The following is a 17,770-nucleotide window of genomic DNA, read 5'->3' as shown; positions in this document are numbered from 1 at the left end:
CATGGCAACTGGATATAAGGATTCTAAATTGAAAGTCTTCTCTCTCAATTCTAATCCTGAGCTGGCAAAAGAAATTGCGGAGAATATCGGCACCGACCTAGGTAAGTGTACGGTAACAAGCTTTAGTGACGGAGAGATTCAAATCAACATCGACGAAAGTATTCGTGGGTGTGACGTATATGTCGTACAGTCGACATGTGCACCGGTCAATCAGCACATTATGGAATTGCTTATTATGATTGATGCTTTAAAACGAGCCTCAGCTCGTACGATTAACATCGTAATGCCTTATTATGGGTATGCGCGTCAGGATCGTAAGGCACGTGCCCGTGAACCAATCACTGCCAAGCTTGTAGCTAACCTGCTTGAGACAGCGGGCGCAACCCGTGTCATTATGCTGGACCTGCACGCACCGCAAATTCAAGGATTCTTCGATATGCCGATTGATCACCTTGTTGGTGTACCAATTCTTTCCGATTATTTTGAGTCAAAGAATTTTGATGATGTCGTTGTTGTTTCCCCTGACCATGGAGGGGTAACGAGAGCCCGTAAAATGGCCGATCGATTAAAAGCTCCTATCGCTATTATCGATAAGCGCCGGCCAAGGCCAAATGTGGCTGAGGTGATGAATATTGTCGGTAATATCGAAGGTAAAACAGCGATTATGATTGATGATATCATCGACACTGCGGGTACGATCACTCTTGCTGCTAACGCTTTAGTGGAAAATGGCGCGAAAAATGTGTATGCTTGCTGTACACACCCTGTACTGTCAGGCCCAGCGATTGAGCGCATCGACAACTCCAGGATTAAAGAGCTTGTCGTAACAAACACCATTCCACTAGGTGAAGAAAAAGCAATTGATAAAATTACCCAGCTTTCCGTTGCTCCGTTAATCAGTGAAGCAATTATCCGTGTCCACGAACGTCAATCAGTAAGTATTTTGTTTGATTAATTAGTTTATTGTAATAAAAAATGTTTAATTTCTATCAGAGTTGGGAACCAGAATAAAATAGATGGTTAATTAACTGGAGGAGATTATTGTGGCTATTACATTAAAAGCAGATCAAAGAAAAGACCTTAAACAATCAGTAACAAGAGGATTGCGTCAGGAAGGTAATGTTCCTGGAGTAGTCTATGGTAAAGATAAAGAACCAGTTAACGTATCGGTTAACAGCATTGAATTATTGAAAACCGTACGTGATGAAGGTAAGAATGCGATCATTTCCCTTGATATTGACGGCGGCTCTACTGTAGATGTTATGCTGCACGAGTATCAAATTGATCCATTAAAAGATGAACTTCTTCATGCGGACTTCTACATTGTAAACATGTCCGAAGAGATGGATGTTGAAGTACCTGTACACCTAGAGGGTGAAGCTGCAGGTGCAAAAGAAGGCGGAGTTGTTCAGCAGCCGCTTTATGAATTGGCAATCAGAGCTAAGCCGCGCGATATCCCTGAAGAGATCGTTGTTGACGTATCCGAGCTAAACATCGGTGACAGTGTTATGGTTAGTGACCTGAAGGAATCTCGTAATTATGAAATCACAGAAGATGAAAATACGACGATTGTTTCTGTTACTCCACCGGAAGAAATGCCGGAAGAACCAGAGCTTGATAACGCTGACGAAGAGCCGGAGGTTGTCGGTGAAGAAGAAGGTTCTGACGACGATCAGCAGCAGGATAACGAAGAAAAAGAAGATAAAGAAAATAAAGAGTAATAAAGAGATATATACAAAGAGGGGCGTAGCCGAGGGTTGCGCCCTTTTTTGTGGATGAACCAACATTTAGACAATTTTTTTCAGATAGATTTGTTATAATGGAACGAATATGAATAGACAAAGGAAGATTTCGAAATGAAGTGCATTGTAGGCCTCGGAAATCCAGGGAAAAAATATGAAAAAACCCGCCATAATATCGGGTTTATGGTTATTGATGAACTGGCAAAGCTAAACAATTGGAGCCTTTCTCAGGAGAAGTTCAAAGGGAAATACACAATTGAACATGTGGCAGGTGAAAAGGTTCTATTGCTGCAGCCGCAAACATATATGAATTTATCGGGAGAATCTTTGCGTTTATTCATGGATTACTATGACATCCCTGAAGAAGACGTACTCGTCATCTATGATGATTTAGATTTACCAACAGGCCGTATACGCCTGCGTCAAAAGGGCGGGCATGGCGGACATAACGGAATTCGCAGCATTATTGACCAGCTAGGAACGAAAGAGTTCAAACGTTTGCGAGTAGGGGTGGGACGACCATCTGTCCCAATGTCTGTCGTTGACTATGTGCTCGGTACTTTTGATAAAGAACAGCAGGCAGCAGTTGATGAGTCTATCCAGCAGTCAGTGAAAGCCTGTGAAGCCTGGCTTTCCAAACCATTCCTGGAAGTCATGAACGATTACAACGCTAAGTAAAATAGTATAAGTGGTATTTGAGCCGGTAACACTAGATACATGAAACCTTTAGAGGAGATGTGTATCTATGCAAATTCACTATAATTGCCGGCATTGTCAGCGCCAAGTAGGAAAGTTGGACCGTGAACGCGTCGAAATTTCTGAGCTTGGCTTAGAGTGTTTAAACGAAGAGGATCATAAGGAAATGATTACGTATGATGCGCAGGGCAACATGAAGATTAAGACAATCTGTGATTCCTGTGAACGGTCGTTACAGCAGAATCCTCACTATCATGAACTAGACTTTTTTATTCACTAAACTAGGAAGCTCCTCCTTTAGCGGGCTTTCCTAGTTCCGGAGGAGTTAAAGATGCAAGGTATAAAAAATTATTTACAGCCCCATGACGATGTGCGATCTGTTATTGATGGTTTTGAAGCAGGAATGAAAGAACAAATGGTGGCCGGGCTGTCAGGTGCCTCGCGCAGCCTGCTCGTCTCGATTCTTAAAGAGTCGCTGGATCGTCCGATCATAATAGTGACTCACCAGCTCATTCAAGCTCAGCAAATTTATGATGATATGTTGGAACTATCAGAAGACAACGAAGTCCATCTCTATCCGGTCAACGAATTAATTGCTTCAGAAATAGCAGTAGCCAGCCCTGAGCTCAGAAGCCAGAGAATCGATGCATTAAGCCAGTGGCTGAACCAGAAGACAGGCGTTCTGATTGCTCCTGTCTCTGCATTAAAAAGAATCATGCCGCCTAAATCCTATTGGGAGCATAACCTGCTCCCTTTTCGTGTTGGTGAAGATATTGAATTAGAGACGTATTTAGAACGCTTCGTTCAGATGGGCTATGAACGAGTAGATATGGTAGCAAGTCCGGGAGAATTTTCAGTCCGTGGAGGAATTATTGATGTTTATCCGTTAACCGCGGAGTTTCCTTATCGTATTGAACTGTTTGATACAGAAGTTGATTCGATTCGAACGTTTGATTCAGAAACCCAGCGTTCCCATGAAAAGTTAAAAGAAGTCAGCATCGGTCCTGCGACGGAGCTGCTGCTGACGAGCGAAGATTTTTCAAGGGCTGCAGACAAGCTGGAAGGAGCTCTCAGTGAATCTCTCAAGAAGCTATCTAAAAGCGAAGCGAAGGAGACGTTAAACGCTCATATCGAGAGAGATATAGACCGTTTAAGAGACGCCGAGCGTTTTCAGGAGCTGTATAAGTATATTGGCTATTTTTACGAAGAGCCGGTAAGCCTGCTGGATTATCTGCCTGAGAACGGGCTGATGGTATTAGATGAGATGAGCCGGATTAATGAAACGGCCGGGCGCCTCGACCATGAAGAAGCCGAATGGTACAACAGCCTGCTTGAAGTTAATCAGCTGGTTCGCGGTCTTCGTATTTCCTTTGACTGGCATGACACGTGGGCAAAGATGAAGCAGCCTAAGCTTTATTTATCCGTCTTTATGCGTCATATACCAAACACCCAGCCGCAAAACATTGTAAATATATCAACTCGCCAAATGCAGCAGTTCCATGGACAGATGAATTTATTGAAAAGTGAAATGGAACGCTGGGCGAAGCAGGGTTACAGTGTCATTGTGTTAGCTTCTGACGATACGAGAGCAGAGAAGGTTCATTCTGTTCTGCTTGATTATGGAATGGAAGCGTCTGTAGTTAAAGCATCCGTTACATTGCCTGTAAAAACCCCTGTGGTCCTTAAGGGGAACATCAGCAGCGGGTTTGAATGGCCGCTTCATAAGCTCGCGGTCTTAACGGAAAAAGAACTGTTTAAGAAGCGTACAGCTAAGCCGAAGCGAAAACAGAAGATGACGAATGCTGAGCGGATTAAAAACTACCAGGAGTTAAAAGTCGGCGACTATGTCGTTCACACCAACCATGGAATTGGTAAATATATCGGTATTGAAACATTGAAAGTCGGAGACACCCATAAGGATTTCCTTATGGTAAAATACTCCGGCAATGATAAGCTTTTCGTGCCGATTGATCAGATTGATCTTATCCAAAAGTATGTCGGTTCAGAAGGTAAAGAGCCAAAAGTATATAAACTGGGCGGCAGCGAGTGGACGAAGGTGAAACGCAAAGTCCAGTCATCCGTTGAAGATATTGCAGATGATTTGATCCAGCTGTATGCCGAGCGTGAAGCCTCCAAAGGGTTTGCTTTTTCAAAAGATGGTGAGATGCAGCGCGATTTCGAAGCTGCCTTTCCTTATGAGGAAACCGAGGACCAGGTACGATGTATAGAAGAGATTAAAGAAGACATGCAGCGGATCCGCCCGATGGACCGCCTGCTGTGTGGTGACGTAGGATATGGCAAAACAGAGGTTGCGATCCGTGCGGCATTTAAAGCAGTGGAAAACGGAAAGCAGGTTGCTCTGCTCGTCCCTACGACGATCCTTGCCCAGCAGCACTTCGAGACCCTGCAGGAACGATTCCAGGATTTTGGCATTAATATCGGACTTTTAAGCCGTTTTAGAACGAAAAAGCAGCAAAAAGAAACGACGGACCGGCTCCGTAAAGGACTTGTCGATATTGTCGTCGGTACGCACCGAATTCTGTCCAAAGACATTCAGTTTAAAGACTTGGGCTTATTGATTGTCGATGAAGAACAGCGGTTTGGCGTGAAGCATAAGGAAAAAATTAAGCAGCTGAAGTCTAATGTCGATGTCCTGACGTTAACGGCTACACCGATCCCAAGAACGCTGCACATGTCGATGCTTGGAGTCCGTGATCTGTCGGTGATCGAAACTCCGCCGGAAAACAGATTCCCGATTCAGACGTATGTGCTTGAGTATAACCCTGTCTTTATGAGAGAGGCTGTCGAGCGGGAAATGGCTCGGGGAGGCCAGGTTTTCTTCCTGTTTAACCGTGTAGAAAATATCGAGCGCATGTCTCAGGAGATCTCGGCCCTTGTACCTGAAGCGAGAGTAGCGTTTGCTCATGGGCAGATGAATGAGACTGAGCTTGAAAATGTGATGTTTTCCTTCTTGGAAGGAGAGTTCGATGTCCTTGTAAGCACGACGATTATCGAAACAGGTGTCGATATACCAAACGTTAATACGCTGATCGTTTATGACGCTGACAGAATGGGCCTCAGCCAGCTTTATCAGCTGCGTGGAAGAGTCGGACGTTCGAACCGGGTGGCCTATGCGTACTTTACCTATCAGAAAGATAAAGTGCTGACAGAGGTGGCCGAAAAGCGTCTGCAGGCGATTAAGGAATTCACCGAGTTAGGTTCGGGGTTTAAGATTGCCATGCGCGACCTCTCGATCCGGGGAGCCGGTAATCTGTTAGGCGCCCAGCAGCACGGATTTATCGATTCCGTTGGTTTTGACATGTACTCTCAAATGTTAAAAGATGCGATTGAAGCGAAAAGGCAAGGGAAAGAGCCGGAAGCCATCCAGCCTTTCCAAACCGAACTTGATCTGAAAATCGATGCCTATATTCCGGATGAGTATATTTCTGATGAAAAACAAAAAATCGATATGTATAAACAATTCCAGGCGATTGAATCGATCGAAGATATTCACGATATCCGCGATGAATTGATTGATCGTTTCGGGGACTATCCTGAAGAGGTAGAGAACTTGATTACGGTTTCCTCTCTTAAATATTTTGCAAAGAAAGCTCGTATTGAATCTATTTCAGAGAAGAAGAGAAAAATGGTACTGCTGATGGAAACTTCGCAAAGCCAGACAATTGACGGAGCTAAACTATTCGAATATGCGAATAAATTTGGCCGGATGATTCAGCTTGGTACTGAGGACAATCAGTTAAAAGTAACATTTACGTGGGATCGGAAAACTGAGCTGAAACGCTATGCAATGGTGGAAGAGTTCCTTCAGACACTGCCTGAATTAACCCGTGAAGCAACAAGTGTTTGATCATCCTTATTAAGATAGGCTGGGAAATGGCTCGCTTTACGTGGTATCACTGCGTGTGACAGGATAGAAACCCAGAAGCGGCATTCGATGCAGCTTAAGATTAATAAACAAGCGCTCCCTTTAAATAAGAGGGCGCTTGTTTATTTTCCAAAATGCTCAATTAACCTCTGTTTTTCTTATTTTTTTATGAATAGGTTTTTTTTGGTGTATCATACTATATTTATCACCCGTTATTCTGCATGCGCTTTTCAACAGGATAATTAAGGATAGATCACCAAGAAAGGGAGGCAGCATTGGAATGAAAGCAACTGGTATTGTACGTCGTATCGATGATCTAGGACGTGTCGTAATTCCTAAAGAAATTCGCCGCACACTTCGCATCAGGGAGGGAGATCCTCTTGAAATATTTGTAGATCGCGAAGGTGAAGTTATCTTAAAGAAATATTCTCCTATTAATGAATTAGGCGATTTTGCAAAAGAATATGCAGAGGCTTTATATGATTCACTAAACGTTCCTGTACTTATCTGTGACCGTGATGAGTTTATTGCGGTAGCTGGAGAGTCTAAAAAGTCTTACTTAAACCGCCAAATTGGTCAGACAGTAGAGCAGGTAATGGATAAGCGGACCGAAGTATCTGAAAAGCATCCGCAGCCAATTGAGTTAGTTCGCGATCAAGAAGTGGACGTTATCTCTTATATTATTTATCCTATTATCGCGCAGGGTGATCCGATAGGCTGTGTAGCCGTCTTTAATAAAGAGGGTTCTCCAATCGACGAAAATTACAGTAAAGCCATTCAAACAGCCGCACAGTTTCTTGCCAAGCAGATGGAGTAAGGGAAAAGCCAGGTCTATCAAGAGATCTGGCTTCTTTTGTGCTATAATGGGGGAACTTATTACGCTAGGTGGAAGGATCGGTCATGGAACATTCTAACGCGTCCCATCGATTGGTGAAGGGGGCATTTTTACTTACACTCTCGGGGCTGGCCGGCAAAATTTTAAGTGCAGGCTATCGCATCCCCTTACAGAACATTGCGGGAGATGTAGGGTTTTATATTTATCAGCAGGTCTATCCCATCTTGGGAATGGCTTTAATATTGTCACTATACGGATTTCCTGTAGCGATCTCACGGCTTGTCTCTGACTTACATGAAGAAGGGATGAAGTTGTCGATACAGGCTTTTTACATACCAATTTTCTCGTGGGTCCTTGCTATTTGCGGGATTATATTTCTTACAGGTTTCACGCAGGCCGAACAGATTGCTCAAATCATGGGCGATGAACAACTTGTTCCATCGCTGCGGGGAGCATTTTGTGTGTTTTTATTTATACCTTTTACCTCAGTTCTAAGAGGTGTATTTCAAGGAAAAGGAATAATGGAACCGACGGCTGTTTCCCAAGTGACGGAACAGACAGTAAGGGTCATCGTGATTATCGCAACGGCGCTGTATGCTTCACGGACAGGCGAGCTTTACGATATCGGTGTAGGTGGTGCATGGTCTTCCATTTTAGGAACGTTAGCCGCTGCCATTGTATTATGGGTCCTCTGGCTTCGTCAGGAAAAACCTCCGTTTGCCGAATCCCATAAATCGAAGGTGTCCTACGTACGGCCGATTTTATTCTACGGGCTGTTTATTTCGTTAAATTATATGCTTCTGCTGTTTTTCCAGTTTGTCGACTCCCTTTCTCTCGTTTCTTATTTAGAAAGAGCAGGCTTTAGGGTTGAGGAAGCTAGAGTGGCAAAAGGGGTATTTGACCGCGGCCAGCCGCTTATTCAATTAGGTACTGTATTGGCTTCGTCTCTGGCATTAGCCCTCGTGCCTTCAGTAACGAGGAAAAGGCTGCAGAAGGATCCGCTCCAGGTACAAAAATATATCTTTGGCGCTGTGAAATACAGTTTATTAGTGGCCGCAGGGGCAGCAGCTGGATTAATTGTGCTGTTTCCCGCTGTGAACTCTTTGTTATTTCAGGATACAGCAGGCACGGATTCATTACGGATCTTAATGGTGGTCATTATTTTCAGTTCACTGGCGATTACTTTAAGTTCTGTGCTGCAAGGGCTCGGCTTCACAGGACATACAGCCTTTGTTATCCTGTTGGCTGTTTTCATGAAAGCCGGTCTGAATATATCCTTGATTCCTCTGTTTAAAGAGTCAGGGGCAGCGATCGGTTCTATAGGAGCAGCTGCGTTTGTCACGGGAGCTTATTTACTTTTACTTAATCGTGACTTTCCACTTAAGCATTGGAGCCGTCTGCCGTGGAAAGGAATGGCTGGAGCTTTATCTGGGATGGTATTATTTCTAATCGTATTGTCTCCTTTGCTTGCGTTTGTTGAACACCGGCTGGCTCTTCTCGTTTCCCTATTAATTATGATCGGGTCTGGAGCAGCTGTTTACCTCATCCTGCTGATTTGGCTGGGGGCGCTTGAGCAAAAGGAACTGGAGTCTCTCCCTTTTAGAGACTGGCTCGTGAAATTATTACCGAAAGGAAGGGAATTATGAATAAAATTACTGTGATTGGTTTAGGGGCTGGAGATCTTGATCAGCTTTCCCTCGGTGTTTACCGAAAGCTCAAAAGTCATTCAGACAACATATTCGTACGGACACTCGATCATCCAGCGGTTAAGGCGCTCGATGAGGAAGGAGTGACTTTTCGAAGCTTTGATAAGGTCTATGAACAGAACGACCAGTTTGAACAAGTGTACGAAAGCATCGTTCAAACGCTCATAGAAAAAGCTTCAACACAGGATGTCATGTACGCTGTTCCCGGGCATCCAATGCTGGCAGAACGGACAGTCCAGCTGCTGCTGGAAAGGGAAGACCTGGAAGTAGAGCTTCAAGGAGGTCACAGCTATCTCGATGACGTATTTACAGCACTAAAAATAGATCCGATCGAAGGTTTCCAGTTTATCGATGCGACGGCTTTTAAACGCGAAGAGCTGCAGTTTCAAAATCATATCGTATTTTGCCAGGTGTATGATGCTATGATCGCCTCAGAGGTAAAGCTTACCTTGCTTGAAGATCTGTCTCCTAAGCACCCGGCAGTGGTCGTAAGAGCGGCTGGAAGCAGGGAAGAAGAGGTTATACACGTGACGCTGGAAGAATTGGACCGTGCGGTTAAAGTCGATAACTTAACGAGTGTCTATATCGCACCAGCAGACAAGGAAAAGCTGAATCACCAGTTTTTCCGGTTAAGAGAAGTTATCAGGGATTTGCGCGGACCGGGCGGCTGCCCATGGGACCAGAAACAAACCCACGAATCTTTAAGAAAGTATTTGATTGAGGAAGCGTATGAATTTATAGACGCGGTGAATCGCCTGGACGATGAGCACATGGTCGAAGAACTCGGAGATGTACTCCTGCAGGTGATGCTTCACAATCAAATTGGTGAGGACGACGGCTTTTTTACAATCGATGATGTCATACAATCGGTGACAGATAAAATGATTCGCAGGCATCCCCACGTATTTGGAGAGGTGCAGGCCGAGGATGCCGAACAAGTCTTAGCCAATTGGGAGGAGATTAAGAAACAGGAAAAAGGAGATCAGCAGCCTGAATCTAAGCTCGATGATGTGCCCCAAAGCTTTCCTGCCATGCTGCAGGCTGAAGAATTACAGAAAAAAGCAGCCAAAGTAGGATTTGATTGGGATGATGTCGAATCTGTAAAAGATAAAGTAGAAGAAGAATGGGAAGAATTTCTGGAAGCTCAGAAGAAGAATGACTTTGAGGAGATGGAAAAGGAATTTGGAGACTGGTTATTTGCAATTGTAAACTTGGCGCGTCATTATAAGATTAACGGGGAAACCGCCCTTCAGCGGACGAACCAGAAGTTTCGAAGCAGATTTTCTTCGATGGAAAAACAAGCCGTTCAAGCTGGAAAAATTCTAAACGATTATACACTAGATGAACTTGAAGAATTATGGGTAAAAGCGAAACTTAACAATAAAGGAGAGTAACGATGCGGTTAGATAAATTTTTGAAGAATTCACGATTAATCAAGCGTCGTACATTAGCCAAAGAAGTAGCCGACCAGGGCAGGATTAAAATAAACGGAAATGCCAGTAAAGCGGCAACAAATGTAGCTGTCGGTGATGAGCTGGTCATTCAATTCGGGCAGAAAATCCTGACGATTGAAGTGAAATCGCTCAAAGAAAATGTGAAAAAAGATGAAGCTGCGATGCTTTATGAAATTAAAAAAGAAGAGCCTGTGAACAGTTAAAGCGAAGAAGCCGTCTTGCCATAATGGGAGGCGGTGTTTTTATAGGCTATATAGGGGAGCCTGCTAGAGAAAACCACGCTGTGGCGTCTCGGATCGCCCTTTTTTTAAGCGGAAGTCTCGCAGCACTCCTTGTTTTTCTATCTCAGTTCAACGATTAACGTCTTTTTGTAACTGGGCGCGTTCTATTTCAAGCCTTTTTCTCATAGCTTGTACTAGAGAAGGAGGCTTTTGAAAATGGAATATTACGATAAAAATATGAGTGGCAGCAACAGACAGCAGCCAGAGCATAATGTGAAAATATGGAGCCGTCGAAACGTCGAGATTACAGGGGTTAAAGAAGTGGACAGCTTCGACAGCGAAGAGTTTCTTTTACAGACTAATATGGGGTACTTAGTGATCCGCGGGGAGAACCTGCAGATGAAAAACCTGAACTTAGATGACGGAGAGGTGGCTATTAAAGGACGAGTCTATGAGATGACATATTTAGATGAGAACCACGGGGAGAAAGCTAAAGGGTTATTTAGCAAGCTGTTCAAATGACGCTGACGACACAGTTTATGACGATGATCTCTATGCTGGCCGGCGGGGTGTATATTGGGGCTGCAATAGACACCTTCAACCGTCTTTTTCGTAACAGAAATCAAAGAAGCTGGCTAGAATTTCTGTGGCAGCCTGCCTTTTGGATCTCCCAGGCTGCCTTTCTTTTTTATATCCTGTATCTCGTCAATTTTGGAGAAATCCGTGTATATGTTTTTGTAGCGATTTTATGCGGTTATTCAGCGTACAGGGCATTGTTTCAAAACTTGTATCAGAAAACGCTTGAGTTGAGCATCAGGCTTGTGACCGCACTTTTTAGACTAATTAAGCGGATTTTACGCATATTAATCTACCTGCCTGTCGTGGGTGTGCTGATCCTCTTGAAAAATGTCGGTTTTTTGGTTTATCGTATATTATATAAGGGTATTTATATAGTGCTTCTTGTCGTTTTTACTCCGTTAATGCTGGTTTTTCGGATGATTTGGAGGCTATTACCGGAAAAAATTCAAAATTACTTGCACAAAGGAGCAGGATTTTGGGTTAAGATAAAGAATACATTAAGTAATAAATGGAAAAAGAAAAACGATTAGCCAAAGCGCCTTTACAAGCGCTTGAGCTACGCGTGACCGAGGAGGTCTAATTACATGGCAGAAAAAGAGTCCGTCGCCCGCTTAGATTCTACATACATGAAACACTACGATGCGCAGATGGAACGGCACAATCGAAAAAAGAAACGCTTGATTCGCCGCATCATGTTATTTAGCCTTTTAGTCGTTATATTCGCTGGCTCTATGACTTATTACCATTTCCAGCAGCGGGTGCTTCATGCTGAAAAAGTAGAAGAGTACCAGAAGCTGCAGGCAGAGATGGATCAACTGAAGCTGGAAGAGAAGAACCTGAAGGAAGAGATTGAATTGTTGAACAATGAAGAATATGTCCTGCAAATCGCTCGTTCGAATTATTTCTTCTCCAAAGATAACGAAATTATCTTTAAAATGCCAAATGATGATCCTTCGTATTGACACCTTTTTGAAAACCTATATATAATAGATAAGAAGGATATTTTTATCGAAATCTAAGGAGGAGCATTTTTTTTATGTCAATTGAAGTAGGCAGCAAGCTACAAGGTAAGGTAACTGGTATCACTAATTTTGGAGCGTTCGTGGAGCTTCCAGACGGCAAGACGGGTCTTGTTCACATTAGTGAAGTTGCCGACAACTATGTCAAAGACATTAATGAACACCTTAGCCAAGGTGACCAAGTTGACGTTAAGGTAATTAATGTCGGAGACGATGGTAAGATTGGCTTATCCATTAAAAAAGCAAAAGAGAACTATGGTCGTCGTGCACCTAAGAAGCCTCGTAAACCAGTAGAGTCATTCGAACAGAAAATGAATAACTTTCTGAAGGATAGCGAAGACCGCTTAGCATCACTGAAGAAGCAAACCGAGACCAAACGTGGGGGTCGAGGTGCTAAAAGAGGATAGCTTGCTGTCTAAGACAATGAGTAAAAGATGCACGTTTATATAAAAGCAGATCAGGAACTTTCCTGATCTGCTTTTTCTATTTTAGATGAAATCCTGCCATACCATTTATAAAGGGCTTTTACATAATGTTAAACCAGCGTCTAACGGCTGCCTCTCCTCTTAGTATAAAATGTCGTATAACAGGGCCTATAAATAAACAAAGAACTTCCGGCTGCTGTAAGTTCTTTGTTAAATCAAGCGATAAAAGTAAAGATAGCTGTAGTTGCAATGCCCCGTAACCCCTGGCTGCCGAACAGTTATCTCACAGTTGAATGCCATTTAGATAATAGTCATACAGTGATACAAAAGCACCTGGGAACCCCGCAGTGTAGGAGATTGTACAAATTAAACAAAAAAAGCAGGAGGAAGTTAATTAACTTCCTCCTGCTTTTTTAGGATGACCCGTACGGGATTCGAACCCGTGTTACCGCCGTGAAAGGGCGGTGTCTTAACCGCTTGACCAACGGGCCTTGCTATGTAGTTTCTAATGTCGTGACCATTCCAGTTGCTTGTCTTATCCGTTTCGTGTCTGAGCAAGCCCCTTCGACACTTGTTAGTCATCCGGCTTCATGGCTTAGATGCTCGCGACATAAGTCAATCATCTGAATGTTCCAAGTGCAGGAACATTACAGCTGCTTGTCTTATGCGAGTCGCATCTGATCAAAGCCATTGACGCACTTGTTAGTAGCGGCGGAGGGGATCGAACCCCCGACCTCACGGGTATGAACCGTACGCTCTAGCCAGCTGAGCTACACCGCCATGTTGTTTCGAGCACAAGAAATATAGTACACCATGAAAAAAAACATGTCAACAGAAAATAAAATTGTGAGATTACTCTGTCAATTTCGATAGGTTATCATTGGGGATTTTGGAAGAGTACTCTACCCTTAGGGTGTGAATTTGTAGAATCAACCTAATTATGTAGGAAATCCATCGAAAGTTTTGTTACGGCACTTCTGTTCTTTTGACAAAATGATCTTTTTGCGTGTGGTTTAATAGGTCTAACAATAAAGGAGTGGTGATATGTTAGGTACTTTAACGAAGAGGCAAAGTAGACAAGCGGTATGGAAGGAGTCGGCTCTAAACAAGGGGATGGAGCGGGCTGCTTTAACATCTTTAACATTTTTAGCGAACAAAGGCGTGTTCCATATGGCGCTGAGCTTATTACTGGGACGTGCTGTAATCCTTTCTTCTATGGCCCCGTTTGGAGTGGCATTCTTAGCGGTGATCTGGTGGTTCAAACGTCCGTTAATTGTTCCCGCGACTGTGATGATGGCGATCGGGGCTTCTACATACAGCTATGGACATGCTGGATTTATTTTAGGAGCGTCTGTATCTATCTTATTACTAAGCGTCTTGTTAAAACAGGTAAACCATCCCCAGAGGTGGCTGCCGCTCATTGCCGCATTTGCCAGTCTTATACCGCGGACCGCCAGCCTGGCCTTCCTTGATAGGTGGCAGTTATACGAAATCTTCCTGGTGTTAGCGGAAGGGGTTCTAACATTTATTCTTGTTCTCATCTTTATGCAGAGCCTGCCGCTTTTATCACCACAGCGTTATCATCCGACATTAACGAATGAAGAGATTGTTTGTTTCATTATATTATTAGCATCTGTACTTACGGGAATGATAGGTTTTCAAGTTCAAGATGTCGCTATGGTCGATATCTTTTCAAGGTATCTCGTTATTTTAATTGCCTATATAGCGGGGGCAGCGATCGGATCTACGGTGGGGGTCGTAACCGGTCTTGTTCTCGGTTTGTCGCAAGTTGATCACTTATATCATATGAGTCTGCTCGCCTTTTCTGGGTTGCTGGGGGGGTTATTAAAAGAGGGCAATAAACTGGGGGTAAGTGCAGGGCTTTTTGTAAGTACCATTTTAATGGGTTTTTATACAGGTGGCAGTTTAACGGCTTCCATGTGGGCATCGTTTTTCGCGATTGTTCTGTTCTTACTGACGCCGGATAAGTGGGTGAAGCGGCTGTCCCGCTACGTTCCGGGAACAGATGAGCATAGTCAGGAGCAACAGAAGTACTTACAAAAGGTAAGAGATGTAACGGCTGTTCGTGTGGGGAAGTTTTCCGATGTGTTTGAAGCCCTGTCTAAAAGCTTTCATCTTACAGATCGATCAAAGGAGGAGGATACCGATTCCCAGGAAATTGATTATTTCCTGAGCCATGTAACGGAGAAAACGTGCCAGGCGTGCTTCAAAAAGGAGAAGTGTTGGATTAATCAGTTCGATGAGACTCACAATCTCATGACAGATCTAATGATGGAAATCGATGAAAAAGATGATGTGGGGAGGATGATGCGTAAAAGCGTCGACCAATATTGTGTGAAGTCGCAAAAACTGGTAGATACGATGAAACATGAACTATCTTTTTACCATGCGAATAAGCAGTTAAAACAGCAGGTCAGGGAAAGCCGGCGTTTCGTGGCAGAGCAGCTGCACGGCGTTTCGGAGGTTATGAATAATTTTGCAAAGGAAATTGTAAAGGAGAGGGAGCACCACGAACAAAAAGAACGGATGATTCACCAGGCCTTAGAAAGAATGGGACTTAAGGTGGCTAAGCTTGAAATTTATACGTTGGACTCAGGGAATATTGACTTGGAAATTATCATCGAGATTGATCAGTACCGGGGAGAGGGAGCCAAGATCATTGCTCCGCTGCTGTCGGATATTTTAAAAGAAACGATCGTTGTGACGATGGAAGATATCTCACCTTATCCAAATGGAAGGTGTTTAATGAATTTTGGATCAGCGAAGCATTATACGATCGAATCGGGTGTCGCTCATGCGGCGAAAGGGGGAGGATTTATTTCAGGAGACAGTTATACAATGATGGAATTAGGAAGAGGGAAGTACGCACTGGCGATCAGTGACGGTATGGGGAATGGGGAACGAGCTCATGAAGAGAGTGTGGAAACGCTGCGGCTGTTAAAACAAATCTTGCAGTCTGGCATTCAGGAATCCGTAGCGATCCAGTCCATCAATTCGGTACTCTCATTACGCAGCAATGATGAAATATTTTCTACCTTGGATTTGGCGATTGTCGATCTTCATAAGGCCACTTCCAAGTTTATAAAAATAGGCAGTACTCCTAGTTTTATTAAAAGGGGAGAACAAGTCTTTTCCATAGAATCGAGCAACTTGCCGATGGGAATCATCCGTGATGTCGATGTAGATACGACAAGTGAGCAGCTGAAAGCGGGCGATCTTCTGATCATGGTGAGTGATGGAATACTCGAAGGTCAGAAACATGTAGAGAATGTAGAGTTCTGGTTTAAGAGAAAGGTTCGCGAAATTGACCATGACGATCCGCAGGAGGTGGCGGATATTTTATTAGAGGAGGTTATTCGTACTCAATCGGGAGATATTGACGATGATATGACGATTCTAGTAGCGCGTCTTGATCATTATATTCCGGAATGGTCGGCCATTCCTTTTGAGAAAAAACAGGCATAGATTTAGGTATATTCCCTTTCTTTTTCGGCGAAAATGAGAATAACGAAAAAGGAGGGAATATCTATGAAAGCAGGACGACTGAAACAAATTTTATTAATAACGGACGGATGCTCAAATTACGGGGAGGACCCTGTGGCGGTAGCGGGATTAGCTAGAAACCAGGGGGTAACGGTTAACGTCATCGGAGTGCTTGATGACCGCCAGGAGCCGCAGGGGCTGCAGGAAGTAGAGTCGATTGCAGAAGCGGGCGGCGGCGTCAGCCAGATTGTTTATCAAAAAAGCCTTTCAGAAACTGTGCAGATGGTCACTAAACAGGCCATGACGCAGACGATCCAGGGGGTTGTAAATAAAGAGCTCGAACAAATTCTGGGAGAAAGGAAAACGATTGAAGAACTTCCTCCTGATCAGCGGGGAGAAGTCGTGGAAATTGTAGACGACCTCGGAGAAACATGTGATTTAGAAGTCCTTGTTTTAGTAGATTCCAGTGCCAGCATGCACCATAAGCTTCCGACGGTAAAAGAAGCTTTAGCGGATTTATCATTAAGCTTGAATGCGAGAACAGGATCGAATCAATTCAGCGTCTATTCTTTCCCTGATCCAAAACATACGATCAAGCAGAGGATAGATTGGACGACAGAGCTCAACGCGATACATGGGTTATTTTCAAAGCTTGACAGCGGTGGATACACGCCGACAGGTCCTGCCATAAAAGAAGCCCTTTACGCGTTTACAAATAAGTCGTTGAAGAGAAACGGCCTAGACAAGGAAGATCCTTATGAAGAAACAGGCTTTTAATTTACGTGCTGGAACAGCGATACGAGGCAAATGGAATCACCATGTTTATCAAATTATAAAACCACTTGGCGACGGAGCATGCGGGGTTGTTTATCTTTGTCAAAAAAATGGGGTCAAGTATGCCCTTAAAGTAGGCACGGACAGCTCACGATTAATGCTTGAAGTAAATATGTTAAAGAAATTCAGTAAGGTCCAAGGGGTGAAGCTTGGGCCTTCTTTTGTTGACGTCGATGACTGGGTGGATCCCACGCAGCAGACATATCCCTTTTATGTGATGGAATATATCGACGGCGTTCCATTAAATGATTTTCTAACCGGTAAGAAAAAAGAATGGGTCGGATTAATAGCTATGCAGCTGCTCAGTGATCTAGAGCATCTGCATAGCGCCGGGTATGTATTTGGGGATTTAAAAACAGATAACCTGCTTGTTTCCTCTTCCCGGGTGCAGTGGATTGACGTAGGCGGCGTAACAGCGGCCGGACGGGCGATTAAAGAGTATACCGAGTTTTATGACCGCGGGTACTGGGGTTACGGGTCAAGAAGGGCAGAGCCTTCTTATGATTTGTTTGCCACTACGATGATTATGCTCGAAACCGTATATCCAAAAAGGTTTGAATCTCAGAAGGATCCGCAAAAAACATTGAACGACCGTTTAAAGCAGGCACCTCTGCCTTCAGCCTATAAGCAGCTGATACTTGACTGCTGGAAAGGTAAGTATCATTCAGCTGTCGAGATGAAAGAGGCCCTCGGACAAATTTTAATGAAACGCGTGCAGACTCCCAAGCGGACGACGAGAAAAAGGGTTCAAAATGATGCTTCCGAATGGGGAGAAATGCTTGGCGTCGGCTTTATTGCTGTGGCCTGTTATGGTATTTCCATGTGGAACTTCTGGTTTTAAGTGAATGCTTTGCAGGGGGAGGGTTGAG

General features: G+C 43.9%; 16 protein-coding genes and 2 tRNA genes. 16 read left to right on the top strand and 2 right to left on the bottom strand.

All coding sequences use genetic code 11. The annotated features are described in order from the left end of the window. Window position 1 precedes the first annotated feature (1 nt). The 13 genes from HUS26_RS15830 (at window position 2) to HUS26_RS15770 (ending at window position 12,545) form a co-directional block, all read left to right on the top strand. Window positions 2–955: a ribose-phosphate diphosphokinase gene (locus HUS26_RS15830; protein WP_173918014.1), complete on the top strand. Its 954-nt coding sequence runs from the start codon at window positions 2–4 to the stop codon at window positions 953–955. Window positions 956–1,043: 88 nt separating this feature from the next. After that, window positions 1,044–1,721 carry a 50S ribosomal protein L25/general stress protein Ctc gene (locus HUS26_RS15825; RefSeq protein WP_173918013.1) on the top strand — a complete coding sequence of 226 codons (678 nt, stop codon included), beginning with the start codon at window positions 1,044–1,046 and terminating at the stop codon, window positions 1,719–1,721. 135 nt (window positions 1,722–1,856) lie between these two features. Further along, window positions 1,857–2,420, top strand: coding sequence for an aminoacyl-tRNA hydrolase (pth, locus tag HUS26_RS15820; RefSeq protein ID WP_173918012.1), 564 nt, complete (start codon window positions 1,857–1,859; stop codon window positions 2,418–2,420). 67 nt (window positions 2,421–2,487) lie between these two features. Next, window positions 2,488–2,718 carry an anti-sigma-F factor Fin family protein gene (locus HUS26_RS15815; protein WP_173918011.1) on the top strand — a complete coding sequence of 77 codons (231 nt, stop codon included), beginning with the start codon at window positions 2,488–2,490 and terminating at the stop codon, window positions 2,716–2,718. Window positions 2,719–2,769: 51 nt separating this feature from the next. Continuing rightward, window positions 2,770–6,306, top strand: a complete 3,537-nt coding sequence (mfd, locus tag HUS26_RS15810) for a transcription-repair coupling factor (protein ID WP_173918010.1) — start codon at window positions 2,770–2,772, stop codon at window positions 6,304–6,306. Between the two features lie 298 nt (window positions 6,307–6,604). Beyond that, window positions 6,605–7,141, top strand: coding sequence for a stage V sporulation protein T (spoVT, locus tag HUS26_RS15805; RefSeq protein ID WP_173918009.1), 537 nt, complete (start codon window positions 6,605–6,607; stop codon window positions 7,139–7,141). A gap of 83 nt (window positions 7,142–7,224) precedes the next feature. Continuing rightward, a complete protein-coding gene (locus tag HUS26_RS15800) occupies window positions 7,225–8,805 on the top strand; it encodes an oligosaccharide flippase family protein (protein ID WP_173918008.1) in 1,581 nt (526 codons plus the stop codon). After that, a complete protein-coding gene (mazG, locus tag HUS26_RS15795; protein ID WP_173918007.1) occupies window positions 8,802–10,259 on the top strand; it encodes a nucleoside triphosphate pyrophosphohydrolase in 1,458 nt (485 codons plus the stop codon). The genes HUS26_RS15800 and mazG overlap by 4 nt, the downstream gene beginning before the upstream one ends. 2 nt (window positions 10,260–10,261) lie before the next feature. Further along, complete coding sequence (locus HUS26_RS15790) at window positions 10,262–10,522, top strand: RNA-binding S4 domain-containing protein (RefSeq protein WP_173918006.1); 261 nt, start codon at window positions 10,262–10,264, stop codon at window positions 10,520–10,522. A 234-nt stretch (window positions 10,523–10,756) separates the two neighbouring features. After that, a complete protein-coding gene (gene yabP, locus HUS26_RS15785) occupies window positions 10,757–11,062 on the top strand; it encodes a sporulation protein YabP (RefSeq protein ID WP_173918005.1) in 306 nt (101 codons plus the stop codon). Then, a complete protein-coding gene (gene yabQ / locus HUS26_RS15780; RefSeq protein ID WP_173918004.1) occupies window positions 11,059–11,649 on the top strand; it encodes a spore cortex biosynthesis protein YabQ in 591 nt (196 codons plus the stop codon). The genes yabP and yabQ overlap by 4 nt, the downstream gene beginning before the upstream one ends. A 54-nt stretch (window positions 11,650–11,703) precedes the next feature. Continuing rightward, window positions 11,704–12,081, top strand: coding sequence for a septum formation initiator family protein (locus HUS26_RS15775; RefSeq protein WP_173918003.1), 378 nt, complete (start codon window positions 11,704–11,706; stop codon window positions 12,079–12,081). A gap of 74 nt (window positions 12,082–12,155) precedes the next feature. Next, complete coding sequence (locus HUS26_RS15770; RefSeq protein ID WP_173918002.1) at window positions 12,156–12,545, top strand: S1 domain-containing RNA-binding protein; 390 nt, start codon at window positions 12,156–12,158, stop codon at window positions 12,543–12,545. Window positions 12,546–12,982: 437 nt separating this feature from the next. On the opposite strand, the gene HUS26_RS15765 is transcribed toward HUS26_RS15770, so the two are convergent. Next, window positions 12,983–13,054: transfer RNA gene (locus tag HUS26_RS15765), tRNA-Glu, on the bottom strand. A 215-nt stretch (window positions 13,055–13,269) separates the two neighbouring features. After that, a tRNA-Met gene (locus HUS26_RS15760) sits at window positions 13,270–13,343 on the bottom strand. Window positions 13,344–13,607: 264 nt separating this feature from the next. On the opposite strand from HUS26_RS15760, the gene spoIIE reads away from it, so the two are divergent. From spoIIE to HUS26_RS15745, 3 genes are read left to right on the top strand one after another with little or no spacing between them, the layout of a single operon-like run. Continuing rightward, a complete protein-coding gene (spoIIE, locus tag HUS26_RS15755; RefSeq protein WP_173918001.1) occupies window positions 13,608–16,049 on the top strand; it encodes a stage II sporulation protein E in 2,442 nt (813 codons plus the stop codon). A gap of 33 nt (window positions 16,050–16,082) precedes the next feature. Then, complete coding sequence (locus tag HUS26_RS15750; protein ID WP_305792010.1) at window positions 16,083–16,844, top strand: VWA domain-containing protein; 762 nt, start codon at window positions 16,083–16,085, stop codon at window positions 16,842–16,844. Beyond that, window positions 16,825–17,742: a protein kinase gene (locus HUS26_RS15745; RefSeq protein ID WP_173917999.1), complete on the top strand. Its 918-nt coding sequence runs from the start codon at window positions 16,825–16,827 to the stop codon at window positions 17,740–17,742. The genes HUS26_RS15750 and HUS26_RS15745 overlap by 20 nt, the downstream gene beginning before the upstream one ends. Window positions 17,743–17,770 lie beyond the last annotated feature (28 nt).

Source organism: Halobacillus sp. Marseille-Q1614 (assembly GCF_902809865.1).
Lineage (GTDB): Bacteria > Bacillota > Bacilli > Bacillales > Halobacillaceae > Halobacillus_A.
Note: the sequence above shows the minus strand (reverse complement) of the source record. Positions and strands in the feature narration are given on the sequence as shown.

Excerpts from the sequence above, each read along its gene's own strand:
- HUS26_RS15830 (WP_173918014.1), top strand. The coding sequence starts at position 2 with ATGGCAACTGGATATAAGGATTCTAAATTGAAAGTCTTCTCTCTCAAT.
- pth (WP_173918012.1), top strand. The coding sequence starts at position 1,857 with ATGAAGTGCATTGTAGGCCTCGGAAATCCAGGGAAAAAATATGAAAAA.
- HUS26_RS15815 (WP_173918011.1), top strand. The coding sequence starts at position 2,488 with ATGCAAATTCACTATAATTGCCGGCATTGTCAGCGCCAAGTAGGAAAG.
- mfd (WP_173918010.1), top strand. The coding sequence starts at position 2,770 with ATGCAAGGTATAAAAAATTATTTACAGCCCCATGACGATGTGCGATCT.
- spoVT (WP_173918009.1), top strand. The coding sequence starts at position 6,605 with ATGAAAGCAACTGGTATTGTACGTCGTATCGATGATCTAGGACGTGTC.
- HUS26_RS15800 (WP_173918008.1), top strand. The coding sequence starts at position 7,225 with ATGGAACATTCTAACGCGTCCCATCGATTGGTGAAGGGGGCATTTTTA.
- mazG (WP_173918007.1), top strand. The coding sequence starts at position 8,802 with ATGAATAAAATTACTGTGATTGGTTTAGGGGCTGGAGATCTTGATCAG.
- HUS26_RS15790 (WP_173918006.1), top strand. The coding sequence starts at position 10,262 with ATGCGGTTAGATAAATTTTTGAAGAATTCACGATTAATCAAGCGTCGT.
- yabP (WP_173918005.1), top strand. The coding sequence starts at position 10,757 with ATGGAATATTACGATAAAAATATGAGTGGCAGCAACAGACAGCAGCCA.
- yabQ (WP_173918004.1), top strand. The coding sequence starts at position 11,059 with ATGACGCTGACGACACAGTTTATGACGATGATCTCTATGCTGGCCGGC.
- HUS26_RS15775 (WP_173918003.1), top strand. The coding sequence starts at position 11,704 with ATGGCAGAAAAAGAGTCCGTCGCCCGCTTAGATTCTACATACATGAAA.
- HUS26_RS15770 (WP_173918002.1), top strand. The coding sequence starts at position 12,156 with ATGTCAATTGAAGTAGGCAGCAAGCTACAAGGTAAGGTAACTGGTATC.
- spoIIE (WP_173918001.1), top strand. The coding sequence starts at position 13,608 with ATGTTAGGTACTTTAACGAAGAGGCAAAGTAGACAAGCGGTATGGAAG.
- HUS26_RS15750 (WP_305792010.1), top strand. The coding sequence starts at position 16,083 with ATGAGAATAACGAAAAAGGAGGGAATATCTATGAAAGCAGGACGACTG.
- HUS26_RS15745 (WP_173917999.1), top strand. The coding sequence starts at position 16,825 with ATGAAGAAACAGGCTTTTAATTTACGTGCTGGAACAGCGATACGAGGC.